A 24,886-nucleotide genomic window follows, 5' to 3' on the forward strand; every position below is an offset into this window, starting at 1 on the left:
ATCAGTTTTTGATACAATGGACAAGTACAATGCAACATAGGGGGATAAGTATGAAGAGAAATACGGTATTTGTGACATTAATAATGATTTTATGTCTTGCATTATTAAGTGGCTGTGGTAATAAAATTGAAAATCCTTTAAATTGGGATTTAGAAAAATTTACATACACTAACCAGGACGGTAAGACTTTTGGGACGAAAGATTTAAAAGGAAAGGTCTGGCTAACAGATTTTATATTTACAAGTTGTGAAACAGTTTGTCCGCCAATGACTGCAAATATGGCAAAACTTCAACAAAAGGCTGCAGAGAAGAAGTTGAATGTAGACTTCATCTCATTTAGTATTGATCCTGAAGTTGATACGCCACAATTATTAACTACATTCGCAAATAAATTTAATGCAGATTTTAATAATTGGAATTTCTTAACGGGCTATTCTCAAAAACACATTGAAAAATTTGCATCTGAAAATTTTAAAACGATTGTTAAAAAACCTGAAAACAATTCACAAGTTATCCATGGCACTAAATTTTATTTAATTGATCAAAATGGAAAAATCGTTAAAGATTATAGTGGTGTAAGTAATGTGCCATTTGATGAGATTTTATCTGATATTGAAACTTTGACAGGGAAATAAAGCTGCGTTTTGGTTAAAAGAGTTTTTATTTATTTAATAAAAAACTGAGTTTCTAAAAGATACTCAGTTTTTTTATTTGAATTTAGTTAATTGTGCTGTGTATTAAAACATCGACATTCATCGGATTAGCTTTAAGATATTGGTAAAATGCAGTGTTACTTTTTAGTCTAAAAAGATTTGTTTTTGGTATTCAGGTAATTTTGTACCTTTTATGACAAGCATACCATTTTCGTATGTTGCAGTTGCTGTTGTTGCATTAATTGGGTAAGGTAATTTTACTACTCTTTGGGATTGGCTATAAGAATATTTTTTATAGGAGTAATTTGATTGATCGTTTTGTACTTCAGTAGTCGTATCAGTTTTTAAGCCAATTGTTAAGATTGTACCTTCAAGGTCCATATAAATTTGTTCTTTACTTACACCTGGCATACTTGCCTGAATGATTAATTCCTCGCCGTTTTCAATAATCTCTACACCGATTGACGAAAAAACTCCATGTTTATGAAAGAATTTATCAATCTCATCAAAAAGACCTCTAATAGGCGACTGATCTATTAGATCATCCACCTTTTTTAAATAATGTTGAAGATCAATAGATGAAAGACTTTGTTTTTCATCTTGAGCGTTGTTTTTTTCTTTTTCACTCATATTCATACCTCCTATCATTCCGACTAACGCAGTATATGTAAGGAGCCTAAACACTGTGCATGTTTAGATGTAAAGATTTTATTATTCGAATTGTTGAAAATCAATTTTTGTCATGTACAATAGATGGAAAGAAAAAACGTGAGAAGAGGAAGTTGAATGGAAATACTGTTTGCAACAAAAGAAGATGTACTAGAAATTGTAACAATTTATAATGATGCAATTCTAAACACTACAGCAACATTTGATATGAAAATAAAAACAGAAGAAGAAATGCAAAAATGGTTTGCCAACCATAATGAGTTCTACCCAGTAATTGTTTCTAAAGAAAATGGTCAAGTAACAGGTTATTGTTCACTTACACAGTTTAAGGAAAAAGATGCATATAAACATACAGTAGAACTATCAGTCTATATTCATCCTGATCATCGTCGAAAAGGGCTAGCGAAGGCATTAATGATTGACATGATTGAAACTGCTAAAAAACTAGGTCACTTTACAATTATTTCTTGTATTACTAGCGGAAACGAAGTGAGCGAAAGATTACATGAGAAATTAGGATTTAAAAAGGTAGGCCATTTTTATAAAGTGGGTCAGAAATTTAATCAATGGCTAGATATCGTTTATTATCAATTAATGCTCTAAGCCAAATTCAAGAACTTAATAAGAAATCAATTTTATATCATCATTTTATCCATTGGACATTACAGAAACACTCAGGTTTTCCTGGGTGTTTTATTTGTAAAAAGGCCGTATTATTCATAATTTCTATACTATGAACGTAAAATGTAGGAGAAATGTCGGAAAGTGGGGGAAATGACTTTGAAATTAAAACGCGCATTGACCCAGAAATTAGCAAAAAAAATTCATAACTTTTTATTCCTTGGAAAAATTGTTACAGAAAGAGTAGTGGACCAAGAGAAGCAGAGCTTACTTTTCTATGAAGATGAAGATCATATTCGTTTTTATGTAGAGTGTTTATCTCCAATTCCATCAAAGTTAAAAGCTAGTTTTTCAACTCAAGATGTTTTGTTTGTAGGGACAACTGCAAATAAAAATAATGAAAGTAAAATAAAACCACTAATTAAAAGTAAGAAGAAAGATGACATAATTGATGGATTAAAAAAGATTTTTGATTCTAAATTAGTGATGTTTCGTCTTGAATATGCCAATGAAGTTGTCACAGCAGATCTAGTTGAGTTTTTTGATGGGAAACGGGACACTTCCTACCATCTTCTACCTGTCATCGAACTTAGGGGAGAGGGAAAGCGTGAAGAGGTCGAAAACCGACTTATTAAAGGTTCTTTGCCAATTCATCTGCCAAAGTATTTTAATGATTTTGATCAACCTGAATTTGTCTTTTATGAAAATCGACTATATGGCAATTTGTTTTTAAAATCGATGATGAATGATATTAGTTATTTAGAAAAACAAAATGAAGTTACATTTCAAGATTATGATGAAGATGAACTTAAAAAGTCCTTTATTCATTTAAATCATTTAATTTATTTTATTCCCGAAAAACAGTGGGAAGAGTTATGTAAAAACTTTAAAAAAGAATGCAAAGAACTTATTTATACGCAAGATTTTACTGAGAAACAAGCTTTTCCCGTTGAATGGAGTAATGATACTGAAAATGCTTTTATTGAACGTTTTTACCAAAATTGTTTGCAGCAAGGATTGTTATACGAAAAAAAAGATATTATTAATTTTCATATATGTTGTAAATTTCAGGCTCTAACAATTTTAGGTGGTGTAAGCGGTACTGGGAAATCTCAATTAGCACGTATTTATGGCGAAACCTTAGGACTTGAATTTGGTAAGGAGTTATTATTTGTACCAATTTCACCATCATATCGTGAACATTATGATTTATTAGGTTATTTAAATCCGACTACTGGGATTTATATAGACTCTGAGACGGGATTAACGAAATTACTTATAGAGGCCGAACAATTTCCACACAGGATGTATATGGTGATCTTTGATGAAATGAATCTTTCTCAAATTGAACATTGGTTTAGTAAATTTTTATCAATTTTAGAAATGCCTCAGGATAAAAGAGTGATTACGCTATTCCATGATCATAACGTAGTCATTAATCAATATTATAAGCCTAAAGTAAGAATAGGTAATAATATTATTTTTGTTGGAACAGTTAACTTTGATGAAACTTCAAGTGAGTTTTCTTTAAGACTGTTAGATCGTGTAAATATAATCTCACTTAGATCAACTTCATTCATAAATTATGCAGAAAAGATGAATAATGAAAATATTTATGAAACTGTACCACAAATCTATATTAATGCAGAAAACTATAGTAATTGGACAAAGAAAACTTTAAGTGCATCTGAGCTTACAAGTGATGAATTAAAGTTTTTTGATGAGTTTAATAAAATAGTTGAACATTCACTAAGTGAGCGAATAATCTCTCCACGTATGATTAAAGATTTATCAAATTATTTAGCGAACATACCTACTCTTCCTTCCCATATTCAATTCGAACGTAAAGAAGCGATTGATCTCTTTGTTAAGCAACGCGTATTAACTAAAGTTAGGGGATTATTTGCTAATTTAGAAGAATTAATTGGTACAGGTGAAGGGAACGAGCAGGAAGGGCTACTAAACATGGTCATGAAATCTAATTTAGGTAGATCAATTTCTGACTTTGAGTATTCTATTAAAGAATTGAAAAAGAAAAGAAAGCAGCTGGAGATTGATGGATATGTCAACTAATAATAGTCCAGAAATTTTTGAGCCACTTTATCTCCCATTTACGATTGCAATTCTTGTCGGAACTAGGGGGAAAGAGGAAAAAATATCTCTTGATGCACTTACAATGAACCCAAAAGAAGCTTACTTATTTGCCTATGAAATACAGGAATTAAAAAGATTTTTATTTCAAGTCGATGGTGAGTTTGACGGTAAAATTACGTTCGTTTGGAATAATCTTTATCATTTTCAACAAGAAAACCTGGATGATCAGCAGTTTATTTTTACATCTGAAAAAAGAAAAATATTAATATATGAACATGGTAAAACCGAGAATGCCTATCCTTGGAGATGCGGGTATTATGAATTTTGTATTATTTATCAAGAACAACAGTTTTATGGAATGATAAAAATAGTACCGAAAAATTTAGATTATGATCAATTAGAGTGGATGCATACAACATTAAATCAACAAATAAATGGAATAATGAATGACTCGCAATACTTTAAAAAATCTTCTGCTTCATTTACTCAAAATGGAACAATGTATTTTTGGCCAATTATTCGATTTATCGAGTCAAATGAAGAGAGACTACTAGTTGCAATACAGCAGTTTATAAGTAAATTGAAGCGGAAGCAAAAAAAGGAATATGAATTAAAAAGGCAGGTAAAAAAATTAGATTTTAATACAATTAGATGGACATTATTGCATCCAGCCATTTCAAATGCAACTAATTTAACAATGCAACCAGTTGTTCAAGAAGAAAATTATATTGATGAGATAAAGTATGCTAAACATAAAGTTCGTAAATTTCTACTTACAATTGAAACCTTATTAACTTTTGTAAAATATGAATTAGTAAAAGACAAAAATAAAATGGATCAAATCGATTTTCAAGTGAAGGATATAGAAAAAATGATGCAAAATGTAGTTGGGAATGGCTCAATTACCGATCGAGAAAAAGCTAAATATAGACAGTCAAAAATGTTAAAAGAGCTAGAATTAGAAAAATTAACTAAAAGTGTTTCAGAAAAAGAACGAATTACGAATTCTTTAGAAAAACTTTATGAAGTCTATTTTAGAGAATATACAATTGGGGTTTTTCGTTTAGCAACGGATACTGATACTTCAAAATATCCAACTAGTCCATCGAAAGTATTTTTAAATTTTATTCATTCCTTAAGCCTGTTTGATAAAAAGGTAAAAGAATACGGAAAAAAACAAATGCTTTTACCAGTATATAAGCCAACTTTTTTACTATATGAATACTTTGTCTTTTTCTCATTATGCGATATTTTCTTAAAGTTAAAATTTAAAAATGATTCTGAACCATTAGCTGAACAGATTTTAATGCATATAAAAGACGATGAGTTAATGGACGGAGCATTTGTGTCTCTTGAAAATAAAAATTGGATCATTAATTTAGTTTATAACGAAATCATCGAGGGAAGTCCACAAGTATCACTGTTAAAAGGAACAAATTTTTTTAGTGGTGAAGAATCAAAAAAACCGGATATAAGATTAGATTTTTATCGAAAAAAAAATAAAGAATACGTTGCTTCGATCATTTTTGAAATTAAATATAGTCCAATGTTTAATATTTATCAACCAGTAGGGAATACAAAGGCAATGGAACAAATGTATAAATACTGGGGACTTAAGTATGTTGAACGTGTTAATGGAAAAATGACATATGTGCGAAAACCGATCAACGAAGTGATTTGCTTATATCCGGGTAGTAATGTTCATCGTAAAGTTCTAGAAGCGGGCTGTGGCACTTATATTCAGTTTTATCCGAAGAAAAAGGGCGAGGATTTTTATGAACTAGTAGGTGAAAGAGAGTTAGTAGAAATAATAAACAAAACACTTGAAGAACTTAAATAATCCAAAGATGAACCCTTTGCGATTTGATTGTAATTGAAACTGAATTTTGAGAAAGTCAAACAAACAAATTTTTATGTGCCCTTTACCAATAGATGGCATAGGGCATAATTTTTTAATTCGAAGATGTTTTGTCATTTTGATACATTGTTTATATTATAAATTACGAAAAAATATTTCGGTTGAAAACTTGCAATATCGTATTAATCTATACTAGAAAACTAATTATGAGATTATTTTGATTTCACAAATTATACATAATTAGTTATGTAAGCGTTGCCAAAAGCTAAATTTTACCATACAATAGAGCCATATATAAACAGACCAATAAAATATTTTTTTAACAAAATAACTAAATAGTATTAAAGAGACAATACTAAAATTTGGTATAAACTTTGTTTTATAGACGTAAGATAAGAATATTTATATAGGAATTTTAGGGGTGAGTGAGAGTGTTTCGTGTTATTCATACAAAAGAAGAGAATAATTTATTTAACGAGCTTTGGGGAGATTTTTGTGAAGAAAACGAAATACCTTTCTTAGTAAGAAGTAATGAAGTTACTCGTTATGGAATTTGTAATTCGGATAAAAAGTTAATTGGTACCCTCGAGTTTAGTAAATATAATATTGAAAATGAGGATAAAAATAAATATTATTATAATTTTTCCGAAAACAAATATATTAAATATATTCAAAATGAAGAAATCTATGAAATTGGTAAATTATTAATTACAAGGGAAAATAGAGGTAAAGGATTTTTTAAACAAATTTTACTAGCGTGTTATGATCATGCCAATCAGACTAACGCTGATTGGTATATTGGTACAATAAATAAAAGACTATATATGTTTGCTAGAAGTGCAGGATTTAAAATTTTACCGATTGATGAGTATTTTGAAATAAGTGATGATATTATTGCTGTACCATTTTTATTGGATATAAAGCATGCTATTAAGTTATTAAAATATTCAAATGAATTTAAAGAAATATTAATGTATTATGATAAATAATTGTAAAAAACTCAGGGATTAACCTGAGTTTTTTTATTTGCATTTTATTCTTGTTCAAGAATACCTACAGCCTGATTCGTTTGATTATAAGCTGTTTGACAAGCTTGAAGCGCTTGTTCGATTCTTTCGTGGTTTTGGGGTTTTTCAACCGTTTCTAATGCAGATTGAAGACATTCAATTGCGTGTTTAAGTTCAGTAGTTGCATCCTGAGTATATTGTCGAGCATTTTTTTGCATGGTAATTCCTCCTTTCATACAAAATTATTTTTGACCAACATTCATTTTAGTATGTAAAAAAACGTAGAAGAATTTTCTTCTACGTTTTTAAATGCACGCCAAACGATTGCATCCTTATTTATTTCGCTTAGCTTCGTTCTTTAGTTCAATTCATTAAACCATAAACATGTCTTTAGATTTTTTAAACTCCGAATATCGATAAAATTGCAAATCGTTTTTTCGGTTTAAATGTAATAATCTTTTTCTGATCCTCTAAATCTGCTTTTAATAAGGTCACCTGCTCATTTAATTGTTCTACTTGATTTTCAAGTTTAACAACTACTTTCTTTAAATCTTCAATTTCACATCGATGTTCCAAAATTTGTACCGAAACAACTTCATTTGCTTTTGTTTCAATTTTTTCTTCAAGTTTTAGTAATTTTTGAGTTAATTCTTTTATAATGTCAATATGATCCGTGTCATTTTGTTTTGGTTCGATCGTTTGCATTGAAGCTTCATAAATTTCTTTAATTTGTTCGATTTGTTCCTCTGTAAATAAATATCCGTTATGAGTTTTCTCTACTTTTAAATTACCTTTTTTTAAAAAATATAATACTTTTTTATTTGTTAATTGCAGTTGTTCTGCCACTTGAGAAGTTGTATACATACGTTATTCCTCCTCCAAATAATTTATATATTAAAAATTCTTTATAAAACTGCACATTCCTTTGAGGTTGACAAAACTAGTGTTGACTCGGCAAAAGTTCTTAAAATACTTCGAATAAATAGGTTCTTAACATTCAAAATAGCTGAAAATGTAAACTTAATTACTTTTGTATTGATTTTTATCGAAACTCGGTTTATTAAGGTGTTTTTAGTAAAATATTCTACTAATTTTAGAATATAAAGTAGATAAATAGCATATAATGCAAGACACTGATCGGAGAAGGAAAATTGAGAAAAGGTAAAGAATGGTATTAAGAGAGCAGTCATATTGAGTGGGAAAACTAGAAAATGCAAATCCTTTTCAAAAATCATTTTCGATCCACGTTTAAGAATGCCTAAATAAAAAAATTTTGATAACAAATTATTTAACTGAATATACTAAGATAAGCCTATTTAAAAATATTAATTATGAAGATGGCCTTCACTTCCAATTGGAGGGATGACTCAATTGTTTGGAATTGGTACTAAGTTATTGTTAGTTGTTGTATTAATTGCTTTTACTGCCTTTTTTGTTGCATCAGAATTTGCAATCGTAAAAATTAGAAGTTCTAGAATTGATCAATTAATTGGTGAGGGAAATAAGAAAGCAAGAGCTGTAAAACGCGTAATAACACATCTCGATGAATATCTTTCAGCTTGTCAACTTGGTATAACTGTTACGAGTTTAGGATTAGGTTGGTTAGGTGAACCAGCTGTAGATGAATTATTGCATCCATTACTTGACGATTTGCATTTACCTACTGCTGTAAGTGGCACGATCTCTTTTTTATTAGCGTTTGGAATTATTACATTTATTCATGTTGTCGTTGGTGAATTAGCTCCTAAAACAATCGCTATTCAAAAGGCTGAACAGATTACATTAACGTTTTCTCCAGCTTTAATTCTTTTTTACAAAATTACCTATCCGTTCATTTGGTTGTTTAATAATTCAGCAAGGATGGTCTTGAAAATATTTGGACTTCCTCCTGCTTCAGAACATGAAGTTGCTCATTCAGAAGAGGAATTAAGAATTCTACTTTCTGAAAGCTATAAAAGTGGCGAAATAAATCAATCTGAATTTAAGTATGTGAACAATATATTTGATTTCAATATGCGAGTAGCAAAAGAAATAATGGTTCCTCGAACGGAAATGGTTGCAATTGACTTACGTGAAGCTTTTCATGAGAATATTCACTTTATGAGTACAGAAAAATATACACGTTTTCCTGTTGTAGATGGAGATAAGGACCATGTCGTTGGTTTAATAAATTTTAAAGATGTTTTTACTGATTTTGTTCTTCATAAAGGGGAAGCAGAGGTAAAAACACTTGAACAATATATTAGACCAATCATTCAAGTTATTGAATCAATATCAGTTCATGATTTATTAGTTAAAATGCAAAGAGAACATATACATATGTCGATCTTAGTTGATGAATACGGAGGTACATCTGGCTTAGTAACAGTTGAAGATATTTTAGAAGAAATTGTTGGGGAAATACGAGATGAGTTTGATGTTGATGAGAAAGAGGATATAAGTAAAGTAAGCGAAAATAAATTCATCATTGCAGGTAAAGTTTTAATTAGTGAGATTAATGATGTTTTTAGCTTAGATATTGATGATACAGATGTTGATACAATTGGTGGATGGATTTTAACTGAAAATTTTGATGTGCAAGAAGGGGATTCGATTAAATTTCATAACTGTTCATTTAAAGTTCTTAAGTTAGATGGACATTATATAAAATCAATTGAATTAACACGGGAACCAATTAAAAAACCTGAGCTTGAAGAAGAAAGCGCAACTTAAATTGTAATTACAATTGAGCTGCGCTTTTATCCTCATCATAAAAAATTTCACATACCGAATTAATTAAAAATTAGTAGATTTGTAAAGCTCATCTTTAATAAATATTTCATTTTTATCAATTGCGTCATTATGTGTAACGACAAGCCCGATTGGAGTAGGGACGGGTAAATTATTGACAAGTGAAAAGGGAATATTTTTATTCTTTGCCAGTAAAAGATATTTAGAAATTGTATTATAAGGCAGTGTACCATTTAATAATAAAGTAACATTTTTCATATTGATTGATTTTTCAACGATTGGATAAATCGAATTTGCCATGACTTGACTTGTAGTTAACGCAATTTCAATTCTTTCGCGAATTGTTCCTAAAAAAATATTTCGTTCTTCAATTTTTATTTGCTTTTCGCCATAGATACCTTTAATTAAATAATCTTCCACTTTATTTCCAGCCATCGAAATACCTACCTTCAGTTTATTAAGTTAATTGTATCTAACTTTATTCTATTCTACACACCATATTATTGACATTTTTGCATACTTTTAGTTTTATTATTACTAGAACTAGTGATCTTCGTAAAAGTCAGGTTCTTAATGAAATGTAAGAAATATTCATGAATTTAATTTACAATTTAACAGAATAATGTAAAAAATATTACTTTGTCGTAATAAATTCGACAAATTTTTATTTTTTTACTTAACGAATATTTAAAAATTTGTTACTATTTAATTAATAGATTTTTTATTGGAGGTGTTCCTTATTGATATGTCAATAGAGACTAGGTATAGCACTTTCATAAAGGAAAGTATGCCTACATTAACAAAGAATTGGGTCGCTCAAGCGGTAATTAGCGATAATGATCCATTTAAAACCGAGATTATCATTAATGGAACTAAATTGATTGACTTTACATTATTATTTATTGAGGGCAAAATAAATGAGGATCAAGTCAAAGATTTGGCACATAAAATAGCCCTTGAACGAGCTAAAGCAAGTGCTAACATCGGAGATTTTGTGTATAATTCAAATATAGCTAGAAGTGAGCTTTTTAAACATTTGTCTGAATTTGAAGAAAGTATTAGTCTACTTCAGCCGCTCATAAATAAAATTAACTACGTTTTTGACCAGTTTATTTATTTTACAGTAAAAGAGTATTCTTATCTCATTACACAAGATATAGAAGAAAAAAAGCAGTTCATTGACGAGACTCATAAAGAGAGACTAACAATCCTAGGACAAATGTCAGCTAGTTTCGTTCATGAATTTAGAAATCCACTAACTTCAATTATTGGATTTGTAAAATTACTTAAAGGGGATCATCCTCAATTAAAGTATTTAGATATCATAGATCATGAATTGCATCAATTAAATTTTAGAATTGATCAATTTCTTCATGTTTCGAAAAAGGATCATGACCAAAGGGTGGAATCCTTTTTAATTAATGATTTATTTAAAGAAATCACAGAATTCTTATATCCAAGTATTGTAAATTCGAATGTCATTTTACAAGAAGGAATTTCACAAAAAATATACATACCGGGTTTTAGAAATGAACTTCGTCAAGTTTTACTTAACATATTAATGAATTCAATCGATGCCTTGGCGGAAAACGATGGTCAAAAAACGATTCATTACCAAGTTTCAGATCTAGAGGATATGATTGAAATTCAAATAAGAAATAATGGCCCTAAAATCAGTGAGGAAAGCATACGGACAATTTTTGAACCATTTGTTACGACAAAAAATCATGGTACTGGAATTGGTTTATTTGTATGTAAACAAATCATTGAAAAACATGATGGCAAAATTGAATGTTTTTCTGATGATGAATGGACAGCATTTTACATAAAATTGCCAAAAGGGGCATAAAAAAACTCGGATAATCAGTCCGAGTTTTTTATTTGTATTGGGAATTTAGTGATCAGGCTAAAATAATATAATAACTTCAAACTTCGGTTCCTCTTCAACACACCCTACTGAAATTAAATCATATACTATATTTTCATTAAACTTTGATTTATAGAGTGGAAATATGATCACTTTCGTACCTGTTAAACGTATTTCCAAATTAACTGTCATAGGCGATATAGGTAGATATTCTGAGGCTTTTCGGTATGGGACATTTGGGAAAACAACATCACCTTCACCAGCTTTTACTGCAAAATCTAGATTAGGTGAATTAGGGGATAAATTAATAAAGCGAATTTTAGCTTCTCCTTGAGTCAAGAAATGATTATCCATATATGAAAACAGCGAGATTTGGTCAAAGTTATGACCAATAGCAATCGTATAATTTTGCTCAGCAAGTAAAGTTAGTTGTTCAGAATGAATTGGTTTTGATAGATCATTCGTTTTAAAAATCTCAACAAAGTGTACCCCTGAAGGTAAAGTTAAATAGTGAGTTGATTCTTTAAAAGTTAAATTCGAAATAAATTTCGTACGATTAACATATATGTCTAAGCTTATTTTTTTAGGCAAAACATTAACGAGTCTTATAAAAGCTAAATTTTGTTTTACTATATTATCCTGTTTATAAATTATTGGTGAATTATTTTTTATTAGCTTTTGGAACGAATCAAATCGATTATAATTAACGGGGAACAAATTGTCCTCTTTTTTTGAATAGGATGAAAAATGATTAAAAATATTCGGGCTTATTCGTTTTTTTTCTACCACTTTCTTCAAACTACATACCTCCTATGATTACCATCCTACGATCCCATTTAAAATAGTATTCATTAACGAGAAAATTATGAATTATTTTATATTTAAAACTCTTAAAATAGTTATTGCTTTTTAGGCTGAAAATTTTATAGAATACTATCAATATAGTTTTTTACAATTAAATATTAGCTAATTAAGTTTATTCATTTTAAATTAAAAGATTCAGTTAGAAGACAAAGTCCTAAAACTTGTTTTTTTAGTCTGGGTCACTATAAATTGAAGAGATTCTTAATACGCTCGTATAATTTTGGAAATAACCGGTCCAAAAGTATCTACCAAGCTGCCGATATAGTTTGACTACGAGAGATATGACATAGCATATTCTCTCCTAAATATTTAGGAGGAAACAAACATGAACTTACATGAAATGAAAACGTCAACAAAAGCTGAAAAGGCTGATTTTTTAATTATAAATGGGAAAATAGTAAATGTTTTTACGAAAGAAATAATTGAAGATTCGATTGCAATTACAAATGGAATAATAGTTGGAATAGGTGATTATAAAGCTAATGTCGTAATTGATGCTGAAGGGAAATATATATCACCTGGCTTTATTGATTCCCACGTTCATATTGAATCATCAATGGTTTTACCAAGTGAATATGCAAGAACTGTTCTACCACATGGAGTAACAACTGTTATTTGCGATCCACATGAAATTGCAAATGTTTCTGGGGTAGATGGAATTAAAATGATGTTAGACGCATCAGAAAATATTCCGTTAGACGTTAGAATTATGTTACCGTCCTGTGTACCTGCTACCTCGTTAGAGCGTGGAGGAGCCGAACTTTATGCAGAACATTTAGAACCCTTTATGACACATCCGAGAGTACTTGGATTAGCTGAAGTAATGGATTATCCTGCGGTAATGTCGATGGAAAAACAAATGATTGATAAATTAAAGTTAGCACATGCTTATCAAAAACCGATCGATGGTCATTTAGCTGGACTAACTAAAAATGAAATAAACACCTATTCTTATGCAGGTATTTCAACTGATCATGAATGTACAAATGTTCAAGAAGTAATGGAAAGACTGCGAGCAGGGTTATTTGTAGCATTTAGAGAAGGTTCGGCTGCAAGAAATCTAAAGGATTTATTACCTGCAGTAAATGATCGAAATGCACAGCGAATTATGTATTGTACAGATGATAAACATTTAGACGATATTATAAAAGAAGGTTCGATTGATTTTTGTATTCGAACAGCAATCAAATATGGAATTGACCCAGTGACTGCTTATTCAATGGCAACATTAAATCCGGCAACATGCTATGGTTTAAAACAAAAAGGTGCAATTGCTCCTGGATATGAAGCAAGCTTTGTATTTTTAAACGACTTAGAATTAGTAGAAGTGACGGACGTTTGGTGTAAAAATGAGTTTATCGTTAAAAACAAACAAAATTGTAAACAAATAAAAAATGAAGAGTCAAATTTGATTGATTCAAAAGTAAGCATAGGTGATTTTAAGATTGAAGATCTTGAATTAAAAACAAACTTTAGCACGCTTGCTAATATAATTGAAATTAATCCGAATAGTATCGTAACAAATCATTTAATAGAAAAATTATCAAATGAATATACTCATTTTGTTCCAAATGTCGCCGAAAACTTATGTAAAGTTGCAGTAATAGATCGCTATCATTCTGAAAAAGAGATTGGTCTTGGGATTGTAAAAGGTTTAAATTTAATTGAGGGAGCAATCGCTACAACCATTGCTCATGATTCACACCAATTAATCGTTGCCGGTATGAATGATAATGATATGTATATTGCAATTAAAACAATTGAAGAAATGAACGGTGGAATAGTAGTGGTAGCATCTGGAAAAGTTATTGCCAAATTATCATTACCGATTGGTGGTTTAATGAGTAATCAATCTGCCGAAGAAGTCGAAGCAGGTTTATATCAAATTGAAAAATCATTACTTCAAATTAGACCAAACAATACATTTAACGCTTTTTTAACATTATCATTTCTAGCACTGCCAGTTATTCCGAGTATAAAACTAACGACTAAAGGTTTATTTAATGTAAATGAATTTAAATTTATTCCAGTTTTTCATGGAGAATAAATATCAGAAAATGAAGACTCCTAGCTAAGGAGTCTTTTTCTATTTAATGATATAAGGGAGAAAGGTAAATACTTGTATTTAAGAGTAGAAGGAATTTTTCATAGAGGAGTATTTTGAATGTCAGATGTGATTTTTAATCATTTTAAAAGAGTACCACTTTTTAAAGATCTCTCGGATGAAGAGCTTCAATCGATAGTGGATATTTCACATATGAGATTATATAAAGCAAAATCATTTGTCTTTTTGCAAGGTGACAAACTTGATCGCGTGTTTTTTATACACTCCGGAAAGATAAAAATACATATAACTGATCTATCGGGTAGAGAACAAATTGTTTCGGTACCACGAACTGGTGAAATGTTTCCACATGTTGGTTTATTTCGAAAAGGAACCTTCCCAGCACATGCTGAAGTGTTTAAAACAGCAGAGTTAATTATCACACCAGTCGCTGACTTTGAGCAAATTCTGATTAAATATCCTGAACTATGTATAAAGTTATTAAAGTTTCTTGGAGAAAAAATTATCGATCTACAAGCTAGATTAGTTGAACAAACACTTCATAATACATATGATCAAGTAATCATGTTATTATTACGACTTTGTAAAACAAATGGGGTATCTTTAGATAAAAATCAATATAAAATAACAACACATTTTACAAATCGCGAACTTGCTAATATGATTGGTTCATCAAGAGAGACAGTAAATCGTACAATAAATCAATTAAGAAAAAAAGAATTAATTACGATTGATTCAGAAGGCTTTTTAGTCGTAAAAATAGAAGAATTGCAAGCGGAAGTTAACTAAAGAAGGAGCATGAGATTGTCATGCTCCTTCACGCTGTTGAAAAACAACCTTGTCAANNCATAGGAGTCGAGCATCCCTCCATTCCAATCAACTTATCCATCAAAAAAAGTCTGCAATAAATCCTAATCAAATAGCCTTTACTTAGATTAACCTACTTGTAGGTCAATTAATATCGAACTTTCATTAAACAATTGATTTTGTTTTTCTAAAAATTAGCTCATATATTTTTAACTTCTGAAAAAAATCATTAGTAGTGTTATTGGAATCATAACATTGCTCAAACAGATTAGCATTTAAAACCATTAAGAGATCTTCTAAAAAATGATAATTTCATTTTAAATAAATGTTCATTTAATGTCCGTTTTCCTTATTGACCATTTTATATATACTAGGCCTAATAGTTAATTCCTAATAATTGCTCGTTTAAACAATATATTATTTTCTAAATGGATATGTTGGAATGTATCAGCCTCTAGAGCTTCAAGTCTTTGATAAACAAGGCGATAAGTACCACAAGCCTCTTTTGGTGGGGTATAGTCATTTGTAATTTCACGTAATTCTTTTAAAATATCCCCTGCAGAACTGTGCTCATTTTCTAGTTCGCTAACGATATTTTTTAATTTCAGGTAATTTTCATTAGTTGGGTTTTGTTCATATTCTAAAATCAATTTAAAATCTGTTGTTTCTTCCTTCCATGTATGTTCCTCTAATTCTGTTTTTAAATCAAAGAACAACTTGTGTAATCTTACTAAATGAGGTTGAGTTTCTCCGTGAACTCGCATTACTTTAGTTACATATGGACTTAATAGAGGTAATTCCTCATTTAAAAAACGATGATGATTGTTCACTATATGTTCGATTAAATCACTACTAGAAGCTTCTTTAAAATCAACTACTACTTCGTTTGATAATTTTTTTCTTGATACAGTTTATTTAGTTTTGATAGTATTTCATCTTTTGAAAGGTTTTTTTCTTCAATCGCTTCAATTAGAGGTCTATTTCCACCACAGCAAAAGTCAATTCGATATGTTTTAAATAGGTCACTTGCCTTTGGGAATTCAGTAACAATCTCACTAATTTTAGAGAACTCATTAAATGGTTGATTCATTTTAATACCTCCATAATATTTTTGATACTTTGTTTTTCTAAAAAAAGAATACCAAAAATATCGATCTCAATTTGTGATGTAAATCACAAATTAAGATCTTTTATTAATCAGATTAATAATTAATTAACCATAAAAAAATACTTCTAAACAAATGTTTCGGTAAGTAAATGACAATAAAATGACTCAAGAAAAATACTTGAGTCATTTTTACCTTTTTTCAATTTGTAATGAAGATTGTTCTCGTACTTTTAGTTAATTAATCAAAATCTACAAAATTTTAGATTGAAGAATTATTGAAGATATACTTGAATTAAGGGCAGTATATAAAAGTATATAGTAGACTTTAAATTCTAAATGGTAAGGTGAGAGTGAAATGGAAGATAAAATTGATTTTTCAGAAAAAATACATATAGGTGAATTAATTGCTGTTTCGAATGTTTACGGATTAACTCCATATACGCTTCTTTTAGAGCTGGAAAAAGGTAATATTGAAGTTTTCCTTTCGATCGATGAATTTAACGCAAAATATAGTGACACAACAGAATTGGACTGGTGTCAATTAAATAATGGTAAAGTTTTCTCTAAAAAAGATTGAAGAGTAAAACGATAAATAATTTGGATTTTTGATGAATTAAATACAGAAAAAAGATATTTTCTATTTTTACTTTAAATGTTTTTACTTCCATGGATTCATGTTCATCAATCCAACAATCGATTTTAAGTGGTTATAAGAGGTAAAAGAGAAGTAATTTGCGTAACATAATTGGTTTGATTGCTTCAGAGACTTATCAATTTTACATTTGATAAAATTTTTTCGAAATTGTCTTTAACTTCTTTTATTCAATACGATTTCACCGAACATGGCCAATTGATGATTATTTAAATTATCTCGATCTATATTTGGTAATACAACTGAAATAAGAAAATTAACCTCGCTGCTTAAACGAGTGATTTCTTCTAACAAATGAATTTGTATTCCCTTCATTTCGTTGATTACCTCTAGATACAAATCTTCCTTATTACAATTCAATTCATTATTTTTACTGCTCATATCAAACACCTCCAAAGAAAATTATTCGTTGCAAATGCTTCAATTTCCTTTATGTATATTGCATTTTTAATTCCAATAAAGTTAATTTTTACAATCTATTAGATTAATAGAATTTTTTTAAGCTTATTGCAATGCAATAAAAAAACTCAGCCAATAATCTAAAATTATGGCATGAGTAGGATAACTTATCTCATTTTGCACTAATTCATTCCCCAATATTTTCTTCAAACCACTCTTGAAGCTCTCTTAATGATGTAAAGGAGTAAATTTCTTCTCCGTTTTGACCATTATCTATACCGGTGTTTCCCCTAAGAGTAATTTGTCCTTCTTCTCCAGAAATTAAAATCGCATAAGGATGGTTTATATTTATATACCTTGCATCTAAATCATTATCAATCCAATTCTTACTATTCAAAAATGCTTCGAAATGCTCCATTTACATTCCTCCTATAGTGATATTGTTCCAATTTTTTACAAAAAATAGACCTTAAAAGGATAGTGGAAGAAATTGGATTAATAGCCCAAAGAGTAATCTTGCAAGATGCTCCTTTTTTTTAATAGAGATTTCAAAATTTAAAAAATAAACAATAATTGAATGTATAGGACAAACTTGGTTCCGGGAAGGCTTAAAAGTAAGGAGGCGGTTTATATTATTACTTTCGAAGTTTTATCACTAATGATTAGCTTTGGTATGTTTGTGATCGCCATTTTAGAGTTTAAAGATAAGGATAAGAATAAAAATTCTTGAACACGCTAAATAAGGCGTGTTTTTTTGGGATAAATTCTGTCCAACAATATTTGGGGATTTCACTTAAGTATAATAACTATTGTACAATTAGAATAAGTGAAAAAAATCTAGAAGGTGAAAAAAGATGTATGATATTACAATTATCGGTTCAGGTGTAAGTAGCATTTTTTTAGCATATACATTATTACAATCAAATCAAAAAGTATTAATACTTGAAAAAGGAAAGACTTTAGAAGATAGGAACTGTGCTATAGACAAAGGTGGCATATGCGATTGCGACGTTTGTGGTAAATTTTATGGCTTTGCAGGGCTTGGTAAATCTGAAGGGAAATTTAATTATTCATGTGATTTTGGGGGTGAATTAGCTCAAAAGGTAGGCAGAGAAAATCTTGAACAATTGATGAGAGAGGTTGACGATCTAATATGCCTTTTTGGGGGCAGTTCTGTAGAAAAATATTCGACTGTAAATGAAAATTTGGCTAAAAAAGCCGAGGATTGCAAGTTACATATGTTAACTACTGAAGTTAGACATCTCGGTTCGCGTCTATCAACAGAAATATTCGAACGATTATATAACGAATTATCTAGTAGGATTGATATTTGCTTTGAAGTTGATATTCTAGATATTAAAAAGGAGAATAATTTATTCTATTTAGATACTAACTTAGGAAAATTCGAATCTAAAAATGTAGTATTTGCAACTGGCAGATCCGGAACAGAATGGTTAAATGAACAGTGTGCTTCACTAGGAGTTAAACAAGGTAGAACTCGTTTAGATTTAGGAATTAGAGTCGAAATGAAAGAACAACAGCTTCGCTCAATTTTACAAGACACATTCGAAACGAAACTTGCTTTTGAATATGATGAATTGATTTCAACTACATATTGTATGAACCCAAAAGGTAGAATCGTCCGAAAGTTTCAAGAAGGATTAGTTATGCCTGACGGACAAAATTTTAAGGAAAAAGAATCAGGAACAACGAATTTAAATTTTACTTTATTCACACCTAAATATTTTCCAACACTGAAAGAAGCAAATTTTTACGCAAATAAAATTATAGGTAAAATAAATAATGGTATAGATCGTATCGTCGTACAACGATTAGGTGATTTACTTAAAGGTGAGTCTACAACTAATGTGAAAATGGAAAAAAACAGTATAAAGCCAACATTAGATGCCGATTGTGGTGACCTTAAAAATGAAGTTCCTAATTTATATTTGACAATTTTACAAGGATTTTTGAAACAATTGGAAGAATTTATTGGAGAGACAATTGATGAGGATACACTACTTTACGGAATGGATGGGAAGTTTTATTCACCGATTATAGAAACCAATTCAAACTTTCAAACGAGTTTAGAAGGATTATTTGTAATTGGAGATTGCTCTGGAGTAACCCACTCATTATCCCAAGCAGCGGCTAGTGGGATCTATTTAGGTAAGGTTTTGGCAAATGCAAATAAGGAATTTTAAAATTCACATTGCGGGTGATTAGATGAAGAATAGAATTCATTTATATTTAATTAGACATGGTGAAACTTATTTAAATCGTTATAAAAGAATGCAAGGATGGGCCGACAGTCCGTTAACAGAAGAAGGAAAACTAGTAGCGATTGAATGTGGCAATAGATTGTCAGATATCCAATTTGACCGTGTATTTACTAGCGATTCTGGTAGAACTGTTGAAACGGCTGAACTAATTTTACAGCAAAACAGTTACGAAATTCCTGTAATTAGAAAAACAAAAGCCTTCCGAGAGTCCTTTTTTGGTAGTTTTGAAGGTGAATTTTCAGCAGTTGCCCTAGGTAAAGTTGCAAATGATCACGGTTATACTTCCTTTAGAGAATTATTAAGAAATCGGTCCCTAGAAGATATTACAAATTTTATAAAAGAATCTGATCCATACCATCATGCCGAGAGTTACTCCGAACTATGGGATCGAATTGAAAAGGGGCTAAATGAATTAATTATCGAAAATAATAAAAACGATGAGAATGTATTAATTGTCACTCATGGAAATACGATTCGTAATATAGTAAAAAAGTTTTCAGAGGAATTTAATATTGAATTAGAAATAAAAAACGCTAGTATCACAATCTTGGAGTACTCATCTGATACTTATAAAGTGATTTCTTTTAATCAATAATATCAAGAAATAAAACAATTTTAGAGCTTGTAAAAAGATAAAAGCAAAAGATAAACGAGATAACAAAAAGAGAAGGATTACAACCTTCTCTTTTTTGTGAAGTTCAATTTATCATTTGTTTTTTAACTTTTTATTACTATCTTTACTATTTATTACTGGTGCAGGCGCTTTAAAAAATTGTTTAATTGTTTGTCTGTTCTTAGAAAAGTCTAATTTTAGTACTGCTCCTGAATGTTCAACAGTTTCGTTTGTAAAACCAGCATTTACAGGAATACTTAAGCGATCAATTTTTTCAATAGGTTGAGAAAATGCAATAGAAGCAAGCGAAAGTATTTCATCTAGTTTTAAGTCAGTTGAAACATATTTTGTTGTTTCGTCTAATAAAAGAGGTACTCTAGCGATCCCACCAAAAGTATTTAACTTTTCTTTGACTGCACTTACGACTTTTAATAACACTTCTTGCTGGCGTTGAACTCTTCCAAAATCATTATCATGATCATGTCTAAAACGTACGTATTTTAAGAGTTGTTCACCGTGTAGTCTATTATTTCCAGGTTTCATTTTTAAGTTCATATCATTAATGATTGATTGACTTACATTAACTGTTATACCTTCTGGAACAAGTGTATCTACAATCCCAACAAATCCTTTAAAGTCGATTATAACTGTATGGTCAATTGGAATACCGAGATTATTATAAATTGTTTCTTTTAGTAATTTTTCTCCACCTAAATAATAGGCCTGATTTATTTTTCCGTAACCATACTTATATCCTTTAATTTTAACATATGAATCCCTTAAAATTGAGGCAACTTTTAAAGTTCGGTCATCAACATTATATTGAACTACTGCAATACTATCTGAACGTGAATTTTTTTCGCCCCGAGAATCAACTCCTATAACAAGGAAAAATAATGAGTTTTTTAAAAGTTTATTTTTAAAGCTCATTTTTTGCTCACTTAGTGGAGTTGATTGGCTTTGGCCACGATCTGATGGTTTAATTTGACAACTGGTCAGTAAGAAAACAAGAAAAGAAAGAAGGCATATTCGCAAGAACTTTGACATGAATCTATTACTCCTTCTATTTGTTATTTGATCTATTTATGTATTTTAGTTTATATTTCCCCTGTAATATTTTGAAAATACGTAACAAAAAAGAAAACAAAAATTACCCTATTTTTCCATAAATGGAAATAATAGTTGATTGTTATGAAAAAATTCATAGTATACAATTATGATTGTTAAATAATTCACAAACAAAACCGAGTAATTTAGCAAAAATTATTTGTTTTTTTATAACAACTTGTGAAATGTTGCACAATTTGTATGGCGATTTTGAAATAATATTAATTATTTTATAAGGCAATATTAAAAATAATAATGTTTGTGAAGTAATTTAACAAAATAATTAGGTTGGATGATAGATTTTGTAGGTTAAATCTAAAAAGCCTAAAACAAGGGAGTAAACCAAATGTTAGTAGATAGTTTTAATCCATTTGATAATCTCGCAATTTCAGCACTAGTTGCGGCTGTACCGATTCTTTTATTTCTTTTATGCTTAACAGTGTTAAAAATGAAAGGTATTTATGCAGCATTATTAAACCTTGGAATTACGTTTATAATCGTACTAACTATCTTTAAACTACCTTTAGGGGAATCGATCGGAAGTGTTGCTCAAGGAACCATTCAAGGATTATGGCCGATTGGTTATATCATTGTAATGGCTGTGTGGTTATACAAAATAACAGTAGAATCTGGGAAGTTTGATATTTTACGTAGCAGTATAGTTGGTATTTCGAGTGATCAACGGATCCAGTTTTTATTGATTGGATTTTGTTTTAACGCATTTCTTGAAGGAGCAGCGGGTTTTGGCGTACCGATTGCTATTTGTGCGGTTTTATTAGTTTCAGTCGGTTTTAAACCATTACAAGCAGCTATGCTATGTTTAATTGCAAATGGTGCATCTGGTGCTTTTGGGGCAATTGGAATACCTGTGGGAATTATTGATACATTTGGATTACATGGTGTAACGTCAATGAAAGTTTCAATCATGACTGCCCTAACATTACCGATTATTAATTTTACGATTCCATTTCTGTTAATTTGGTTAATCGATGGAATTAAAGGAATTAAAGAAGTTTTACCTGCAATTTTAGTAACGTCTATTACTTATACAGTTTCTCAAGCAATTATGACAATCTTTTTAGGTCCAGAGTTAGCAGATATCATTCCTTCATTATTAACAATGGGTGTTTTAGCATTATTTCTTAAAAAATGGCAACCTAAAAATATATTCTTACTAAATGGAAAAGAGTTTAAAACTGAATCTTATTCAATGGCTGATGTGATTAAAGCATGGTCACCATTTTATTTACTAACAATCTTTGTATTAATTTGGAGCTTAAAATCATTTAAAGGTTTATTCGCTGATGGAGGAGCACTAGCTGCTACCGTAATAAAATTCGTTGTTCCAGGTTCTACGATAAATGTCAGCATTGATTTAATAGGAGCAACAGGTACTGCAATATTATTAGCAGGATTAGTTACAATTTTCTCTTCTAAATCAATAAATGTAAGGAAGGGTTTAGCACTACTTAAAAAAACAATCTCAGAATTTTGGATACCTATCATAATGATTTGTGCCATTATTAGTATCGCAAAATTGATGACATATGGAGGTTTAACAAGTGCTTTAAGTCAAGCCGTCGCACACACTGGAGATGCATTTCCATTCTTATCTCCAATATTAGGATGGATTGGGGTATTTATGACTGGTTCGGTCGTAAACAACAATACTTTATTCGCTCCAATTCAAGTTTCAGCAGGTAATATTTTAGGTACAAATCCTTCGTTATTAGTATCTGCAAATACTGCAGGTGGGGTAATAGCAAAACTAGTTTCACCTCAGTCGATCGCAATCGCAACAGCTGCAGTAGGTGAAACAGGTAATGAATCAACATTAACAAAGATGACTTTAAAATATAGTTTTGGATTACTAGCATTTGTTTGTATTTGGACATATATCTTATCATTTATATATTAAGTATTAGAGTCTTGAGAGAAGTTTTCTCAAGACTTTTTTATTTCTTAAAGTTGATTTTTCGCAAATTGATTACTCATTCATATATCAATCAGTTTAGATTTATAAGATCATGTTTATATCCAAAAATCTATTTAATTTTGCACGAAATATAGTCAAATGCCTATGTAACAAGGATTGTGAACCTGACATATACTTTATTGTGATTTCTAAAAGTTAAGTGAAGGAGGCAATCTACTATGAAGGGATATTCACCTTACTACGGCGGCTGCGGCGGTGGCTTTGGATGCGGCGGAGGATTTGCGTTAATCGTTGTGTTATTTATTTTATTAATTATCATCGGTGCGTCTTTTGTAACTTGCTAAAAACTATTGAGCGTCAGCCACAGAAACCGACTAACATTCAGTTAGTCGGTTTATTTCATTTTTACACTGTATTCATACTGTTTTTTGAGTTTTACTTTTTTCACCAACTTTTTATTTAGTGCATATAAAGAAGTAGGTATATAACTAGAAATTTTTACTTAATTTAGTAAATTTAAATTGTCCTATTAAACAAGGAGGACCATAAATGAAAAATCAGCTTTATAAACCTCAAAGACATTGGAAAGATATTCCTCTATGGAAAGATGTTACGGATGAACAATGGAACGATTGGCTATGGCAATTAACGAATACAGTCAGAACATTGGATGATTTGAAACAAGTAATCGATTTAACGCCGGATGAAGAAGAAGGGGTTAGAATATCAACTAAAACCATTCCATTAAATATTACTCCTTACTATGCTTCTTTAATGAATCCGACTGACCCACGTTGTCCAATTAGAATGCAGTCTGTACCAATTAGTAAAGAATTAAATAAAACAAAATATGATTCGGAAGATCCACTAGGAGAGGATGATGATAGTCCAGTTCCTGGATTAACTCATCGATATCCAGATCGAGTGCTTTTTTTAGTGACAAATCAATGCTCAATGTATTGTCGCTACTGTACAAGACGTCGATTTTCAGGTCAAATTGGAATGGGAGTACCGAAAAAACAATTAGATGAAGCAATCGCCTATATACGTGAAAATGAAGAAGTAAGAGATGTACTTATTTCAGGTGGAGACGGATTATTAATTAATGACAATATTTTGGAATATATTTTAAAAAATTTAAGAGCAATCGATCATGTCGAAATTATTAGAATTGGTACTAGAGCACCAGTAGTATTCCCACAAAGAATTACTGAAAACCTATGTGAAATATTAAAAAAATACCATCCTGTCTGGTTAAACACTCATTTCAATACGAGCATTGAAGTAACCGAAGAAGCAAAAAAAGCATGTGAAATGCTTGCAAATGCTGGCGTTCCAGTTGGGAACCAATCAGTTATTTTAACAGGGATTAATGACAGCGTACCGATTATGAAAAAGTTAATGCATGACTTAGTAAAAATAAGAGTCCGACCATATTATATTTATCAATGTGATTTATCAGAAGGAATTGGTCATTTTAGAGCACCAGTTGCTAAAGGGTTGGAGATTATTGAGGGGTTACGTGGGCATACATCTGGTTATGCAGTACCTACT

At 30.2% G+C, this 24,886-nt stretch carries 24 protein-coding genes, 1 pseudogene and 1 riboswitch; of the genes and pseudogenes, 16 read left to right on the top strand and 9 right to left on the bottom strand.

Annotated features, from left to right (window positions below; translation table 11 throughout):
* Window positions 1–50 precede the first annotated feature (50 nt).
* Window positions 51–635, top strand: a complete 585-nt coding sequence (locus COE53_RS21140) for an SCO family protein (RefSeq protein ID WP_069032004.1) — start codon at window positions 51–53, stop codon at window positions 633–635.
* Between the two features lie 162 nt (window positions 636–797).
* On the opposite strand, the gene COE53_RS21145 is transcribed toward COE53_RS21140, so the two are convergent.
* Complete coding sequence (locus COE53_RS21145; protein WP_069032005.1) at window positions 798–1,283, bottom strand: Hsp20/alpha crystallin family protein; 486 nt, start codon at window positions 1,281–1,283, stop codon at window positions 798–800.
* Between the two features lie 156 nt (window positions 1,284–1,439).
* Between COE53_RS21145 and COE53_RS21150 the strand changes: the two genes are divergently transcribed.
* The 4 genes from COE53_RS21150 (at window position 1,440) to COE53_RS21165 (ending at window position 6,884) form a co-directional block, all read left to right on the top strand.
* The gene (locus COE53_RS21150; RefSeq protein WP_069032006.1) at window positions 1,440–1,925 is read left to right on the top strand and encodes a GNAT family N-acetyltransferase; all 486 of its coding nucleotides are present in this window, start codon (window positions 1,440–1,442) and stop codon (window positions 1,923–1,925) included.
* A 177-nt stretch (window positions 1,926–2,102) separates the two neighbouring features.
* Window positions 2,103–4,016 carry a hypothetical protein gene (locus COE53_RS21155; RefSeq protein ID WP_139116321.1) on the top strand — a complete coding sequence of 638 codons (1,914 nt, stop codon included), beginning with the start codon at window positions 2,103–2,105 and terminating at the stop codon, window positions 4,014–4,016.
* The gene (locus COE53_RS21160) at window positions 4,006–5,877 is read left to right on the top strand and encodes a hypothetical protein (RefSeq protein WP_069032008.1); all 1,872 of its coding nucleotides are present in this window, start codon (window positions 4,006–4,008) and stop codon (window positions 5,875–5,877) included. Before COE53_RS21155 ends, COE53_RS21160 begins: the two co-directional genes overlap by 11 nt.
* 449 nt (window positions 5,878–6,326) lie before the next feature.
* On the top strand, window positions 6,327–6,884 hold the full coding sequence (locus COE53_RS21165) for a hypothetical protein (protein WP_069032009.1): 558 nt from the start codon (window positions 6,327–6,329) through the stop codon (window positions 6,882–6,884).
* Between the two features lie 44 nt (window positions 6,885–6,928).
* On the opposite strand, the gene COE53_RS21170 is transcribed toward COE53_RS21165, so the two are convergent.
* Both COE53_RS21170 and COE53_RS21175 read right to left on the bottom strand, forming a co-directional pair.
* On the bottom strand, window positions 6,929–7,120 hold the full coding sequence (locus COE53_RS21170) for a hypothetical protein (protein WP_098948676.1): 192 nt from the start codon (window positions 7,118–7,120) through the stop codon (window positions 6,929–6,931).
* Between the two features lie 181 nt (window positions 7,121–7,301).
* Entirely contained in the window at window positions 7,302–7,766 is a 465-nt protein-coding gene (locus tag COE53_RS21175; RefSeq protein ID WP_098948677.1) for a MerR family transcriptional regulator, read from the bottom strand.
* Window positions 7,767–8,264: 498 nt separating this feature from the next.
* Here COE53_RS21175 and COE53_RS21185 point away from each other — a divergent pair, with 498 nt between their 5' ends.
* Entirely contained in the window at window positions 8,265–9,614 is a 1,350-nt protein-coding gene (locus COE53_RS21185; RefSeq protein ID WP_069032012.1) for a hemolysin family protein, read from the top strand.
* A 63-nt stretch (window positions 9,615–9,677) separates the two neighbouring features.
* On the opposite strand, the gene COE53_RS21190 is transcribed toward COE53_RS21185, so the two are convergent.
* A complete protein-coding gene (locus COE53_RS21190) occupies window positions 9,678–10,067 on the bottom strand; it encodes a YueI family protein (protein ID WP_069032013.1) in 390 nt (129 codons plus the stop codon).
* Between the two features lie 310 nt (window positions 10,068–10,377).
* Here COE53_RS21190 and COE53_RS21195 point away from each other — a divergent pair, with 310 nt between their 5' ends.
* Window positions 10,378–11,481: a sensor histidine kinase gene (locus tag COE53_RS21195; RefSeq protein ID WP_098948679.1), complete on the top strand. Its 1,104-nt coding sequence runs from the start codon at window positions 10,378–10,380 to the stop codon at window positions 11,479–11,481.
* A 57-nt stretch (window positions 11,482–11,538) separates the two neighbouring features.
* Here COE53_RS21195 and COE53_RS21200 read toward each other — a convergent pair whose 3' ends face one another.
* The gene (locus COE53_RS21200; protein WP_286162613.1) at window positions 11,539–12,288 is read right to left on the bottom strand and encodes a DUF4397 domain-containing protein; all 750 of its coding nucleotides are present in this window, start codon (window positions 12,286–12,288) and stop codon (window positions 11,539–11,541) included.
* 265 nt (window positions 12,289–12,553) lie between these two features.
* Window positions 12,554–12,656: riboswitch (purine riboswitch) on the top strand.
* A 32-nt stretch (window positions 12,657–12,688) separates the two neighbouring features.
* Between COE53_RS21200 and ade the strand changes: the two genes are divergently transcribed.
* Together ade and COE53_RS21210 are read left to right on the top strand one after the other, a co-directional pair.
* The gene (ade, locus tag COE53_RS21205; protein WP_098948681.1) at window positions 12,689–14,410 is read left to right on the top strand and encodes an adenine deaminase; all 1,722 of its coding nucleotides are present in this window, start codon (window positions 12,689–12,691) and stop codon (window positions 14,408–14,410) included.
* Between the two features lie 117 nt (window positions 14,411–14,527).
* Window positions 14,528–15,217: a Crp/Fnr family transcriptional regulator gene (locus COE53_RS21210; protein ID WP_098948682.1), complete on the top strand. Its 690-nt coding sequence runs from the start codon at window positions 14,528–14,530 to the stop codon at window positions 15,215–15,217.
* Window positions 15,218–15,618: 401 nt separating this feature from the next.
* On the opposite strand, the pseudogene ric reads toward COE53_RS21210, so the two are convergent.
* A pseudogene (gene ric, locus COE53_RS21215) lies at window positions 15,619–16,325 on the bottom strand (iron-sulfur cluster repair di-iron protein).
* A 373-nt stretch (window positions 16,326–16,698) separates the two neighbouring features.
* Here ric and COE53_RS21220 point away from each other — a divergent pair.
* Window positions 16,699–16,920 (top strand): hypothetical protein, encoded by a 222-nt coding sequence (locus COE53_RS21220; RefSeq protein ID WP_069032019.1) that lies wholly within the window; start codon window positions 16,699–16,701, stop codon window positions 16,918–16,920.
* A 231-nt stretch (window positions 16,921–17,151) separates the two neighbouring features.
* On the opposite strand, the gene COE53_RS21225 is transcribed toward COE53_RS21220, so the two are convergent.
* Together COE53_RS21225 and COE53_RS21230 are read right to left on the bottom strand one after the other, a co-directional pair.
* On the bottom strand, window positions 17,152–17,376 hold the full coding sequence (locus tag COE53_RS21225; protein WP_069032020.1) for a hypothetical protein: 225 nt from the start codon (window positions 17,374–17,376) through the stop codon (window positions 17,152–17,154).
* Window positions 17,377–17,581: 205 nt separating this feature from the next.
* The gene (locus COE53_RS21230; protein WP_069032021.1) at window positions 17,582–17,812 is read right to left on the bottom strand and encodes a hypothetical protein; all 231 of its coding nucleotides are present in this window, start codon (window positions 17,810–17,812) and stop codon (window positions 17,582–17,584) included.
* A gap of 159 nt (window positions 17,813–17,971) precedes the next feature.
* Here COE53_RS21230 and COE53_RS24525 point away from each other — a divergent pair, with 159 nt between their 5' ends.
* The 3 genes from COE53_RS24525 (at window position 17,972) to COE53_RS21240 (ending at window position 20,271) form a co-directional block, all read left to right on the top strand.
* Complete coding sequence (locus COE53_RS24525; protein ID WP_353615535.1) at window positions 17,972–18,124, top strand: putative holin-like toxin; 153 nt, start codon at window positions 17,972–17,974, stop codon at window positions 18,122–18,124.
* A gap of 124 nt (window positions 18,125–18,248) precedes the next feature.
* On the top strand, window positions 18,249–19,598 hold the full coding sequence (locus COE53_RS21235) for an NAD(P)/FAD-dependent oxidoreductase (RefSeq protein WP_098948683.1): 1,350 nt from the start codon (window positions 18,249–18,251) through the stop codon (window positions 19,596–19,598).
* A gap of 22 nt (window positions 19,599–19,620) precedes the next feature.
* A complete protein-coding gene (locus tag COE53_RS21240; protein ID WP_069032023.1) occupies window positions 19,621–20,271 on the top strand; it encodes a histidine phosphatase family protein in 651 nt (216 codons plus the stop codon).
* Between the two features lie 111 nt (window positions 20,272–20,382).
* Here the strand turns inward: COE53_RS21240 and COE53_RS21245 are convergent, their stop codons facing one another.
* Window positions 20,383–21,336, bottom strand: a complete 954-nt coding sequence (locus tag COE53_RS21245; protein ID WP_069032024.1) for an LCP family protein — start codon at window positions 21,334–21,336, stop codon at window positions 20,383–20,385.
* A gap of 406 nt (window positions 21,337–21,742) precedes the next feature.
* Here COE53_RS21245 and COE53_RS21250 point away from each other — a divergent pair, with 406 nt between their 5' ends.
* From COE53_RS21250 to COE53_RS21260, 3 genes are all read left to right on the top strand, one after another.
* Window positions 21,743–23,314: an L-lactate permease gene (locus COE53_RS21250; protein WP_098948684.1), complete on the top strand. Its 1,572-nt coding sequence runs from the start codon at window positions 21,743–21,745 to the stop codon at window positions 23,312–23,314.
* Between the two features lie 236 nt (window positions 23,315–23,550).
* Complete coding sequence (locus COE53_RS21255) at window positions 23,551–23,676, top strand: YjcZ family sporulation protein (protein WP_069032026.1); 126 nt, start codon at window positions 23,551–23,553, stop codon at window positions 23,674–23,676.
* A gap of 205 nt (window positions 23,677–23,881) precedes the next feature.
* Window positions 23,882–24,886, top strand: a 1,005-nt coding sequence (locus COE53_RS21260) for a KamA family radical SAM protein (protein ID WP_098948685.1), incomplete at its 3' end; no start/stop codon positions are given.

It is taken from the genome of Bacillus sp. AFS029533 (genome assembly GCF_002585125.1).
Lineage (GTDB): Bacteria > Bacillota > Bacilli > Bacillales > Bacillaceae_G > Gottfriedia > Gottfriedia luciferensis_B.

What these genes read in the sequence shown, in the direction of transcription:
- COE53_RS21140 (WP_069032004.1), top strand. Translation starts at nt 51, where the DNA reads ATGAAGAGAAATACGGTATTTGTGACATTAATAATGATTTTATGTCTT.
- COE53_RS21145 (WP_069032005.1), bottom strand. Translation starts at nt 1,283, where the DNA reads ATGAGTGAAAAAGAAAAAAACAACGCTCAAGATGAAAAACAAAGTCTT.
- COE53_RS21150 (WP_069032006.1), top strand. Translation starts at nt 1,440, where the DNA reads ATGGAAATACTGTTTGCAACAAAAGAAGATGTACTAGAAATTGTAACA.
- COE53_RS21160 (WP_069032008.1), top strand. Translation starts at nt 4,006, where the DNA reads ATGTCAACTAATAATAGTCCAGAAATTTTTGAGCCACTTTATCTCCCA.
- COE53_RS21170 (WP_098948676.1), bottom strand. Translation starts at nt 7,120, where the DNA reads ATGCAAAAAAATGCTCGACAATATACTCAGGATGCAACTACTGAACTT.
- COE53_RS21175 (WP_098948677.1), bottom strand. Translation starts at nt 7,766, where the DNA reads ATGTATACAACTTCTCAAGTGGCAGAACAACTGCAATTAACAAATAAA.
- COE53_RS21185 (WP_069032012.1), top strand. Translation starts at nt 8,265, where the DNA reads ATGACTCAATTGTTTGGAATTGGTACTAAGTTATTGTTAGTTGTTGTA.
- COE53_RS21190 (WP_069032013.1), bottom strand. Translation starts at nt 10,067, where the DNA reads ATGGCTGGAAATAAAGTGGAAGATTATTTAATTAAAGGTATCTATGGC.
- COE53_RS21195 (WP_098948679.1), top strand. Translation starts at nt 10,378, where the DNA reads ATGTCAATAGAGACTAGGTATAGCACTTTCATAAAGGAAAGTATGCCT.
- ade (WP_098948681.1), top strand. Translation starts at nt 12,689, where the DNA reads ATGAACTTACATGAAATGAAAACGTCAACAAAAGCTGAAAAGGCTGAT.
- COE53_RS21210 (WP_098948682.1), top strand. Translation starts at nt 14,528, where the DNA reads ATGTCAGATGTGATTTTTAATCATTTTAAAAGAGTACCACTTTTTAAA.
- COE53_RS21220 (WP_069032019.1), top strand. Translation starts at nt 16,699, where the DNA reads ATGGAAGATAAAATTGATTTTTCAGAAAAAATACATATAGGTGAATTA.
- COE53_RS21225 (WP_069032020.1), bottom strand. Translation starts at nt 17,376, where the DNA reads ATGAGCAGTAAAAATAATGAATTGAATTGTAATAAGGAAGATTTGTAT.
- COE53_RS21230 (WP_069032021.1), bottom strand. Translation starts at nt 17,812, where the DNA reads ATGGAGCATTTCGAAGCATTTTTGAATAGTAAGAATTGGATTGATAAT.
- COE53_RS24525 (WP_353615535.1), top strand. Translation starts at nt 17,972, where the DNA reads ATGTATAGGACAAACTTGGTTCCGGGAAGGCTTAAAAGTAAGGAGGCG.
- COE53_RS21235 (WP_098948683.1), top strand. Translation starts at nt 18,249, where the DNA reads ATGTATGATATTACAATTATCGGTTCAGGTGTAAGTAGCATTTTTTTA.
- COE53_RS21240 (WP_069032023.1), top strand. Translation starts at nt 19,621, where the DNA reads ATGAAGAATAGAATTCATTTATATTTAATTAGACATGGTGAAACTTAT.
- COE53_RS21245 (WP_069032024.1), bottom strand. Translation starts at nt 21,336, where the DNA reads ATGTCAAAGTTCTTGCGAATATGCCTTCTTTCTTTTCTTGTTTTCTTA.
- COE53_RS21250 (WP_098948684.1), top strand. Translation starts at nt 21,743, where the DNA reads ATGTTAGTAGATAGTTTTAATCCATTTGATAATCTCGCAATTTCAGCA.
- COE53_RS21255 (WP_069032026.1), top strand. Translation starts at nt 23,551, where the DNA reads ATGAAGGGATATTCACCTTACTACGGCGGCTGCGGCGGTGGCTTTGGA.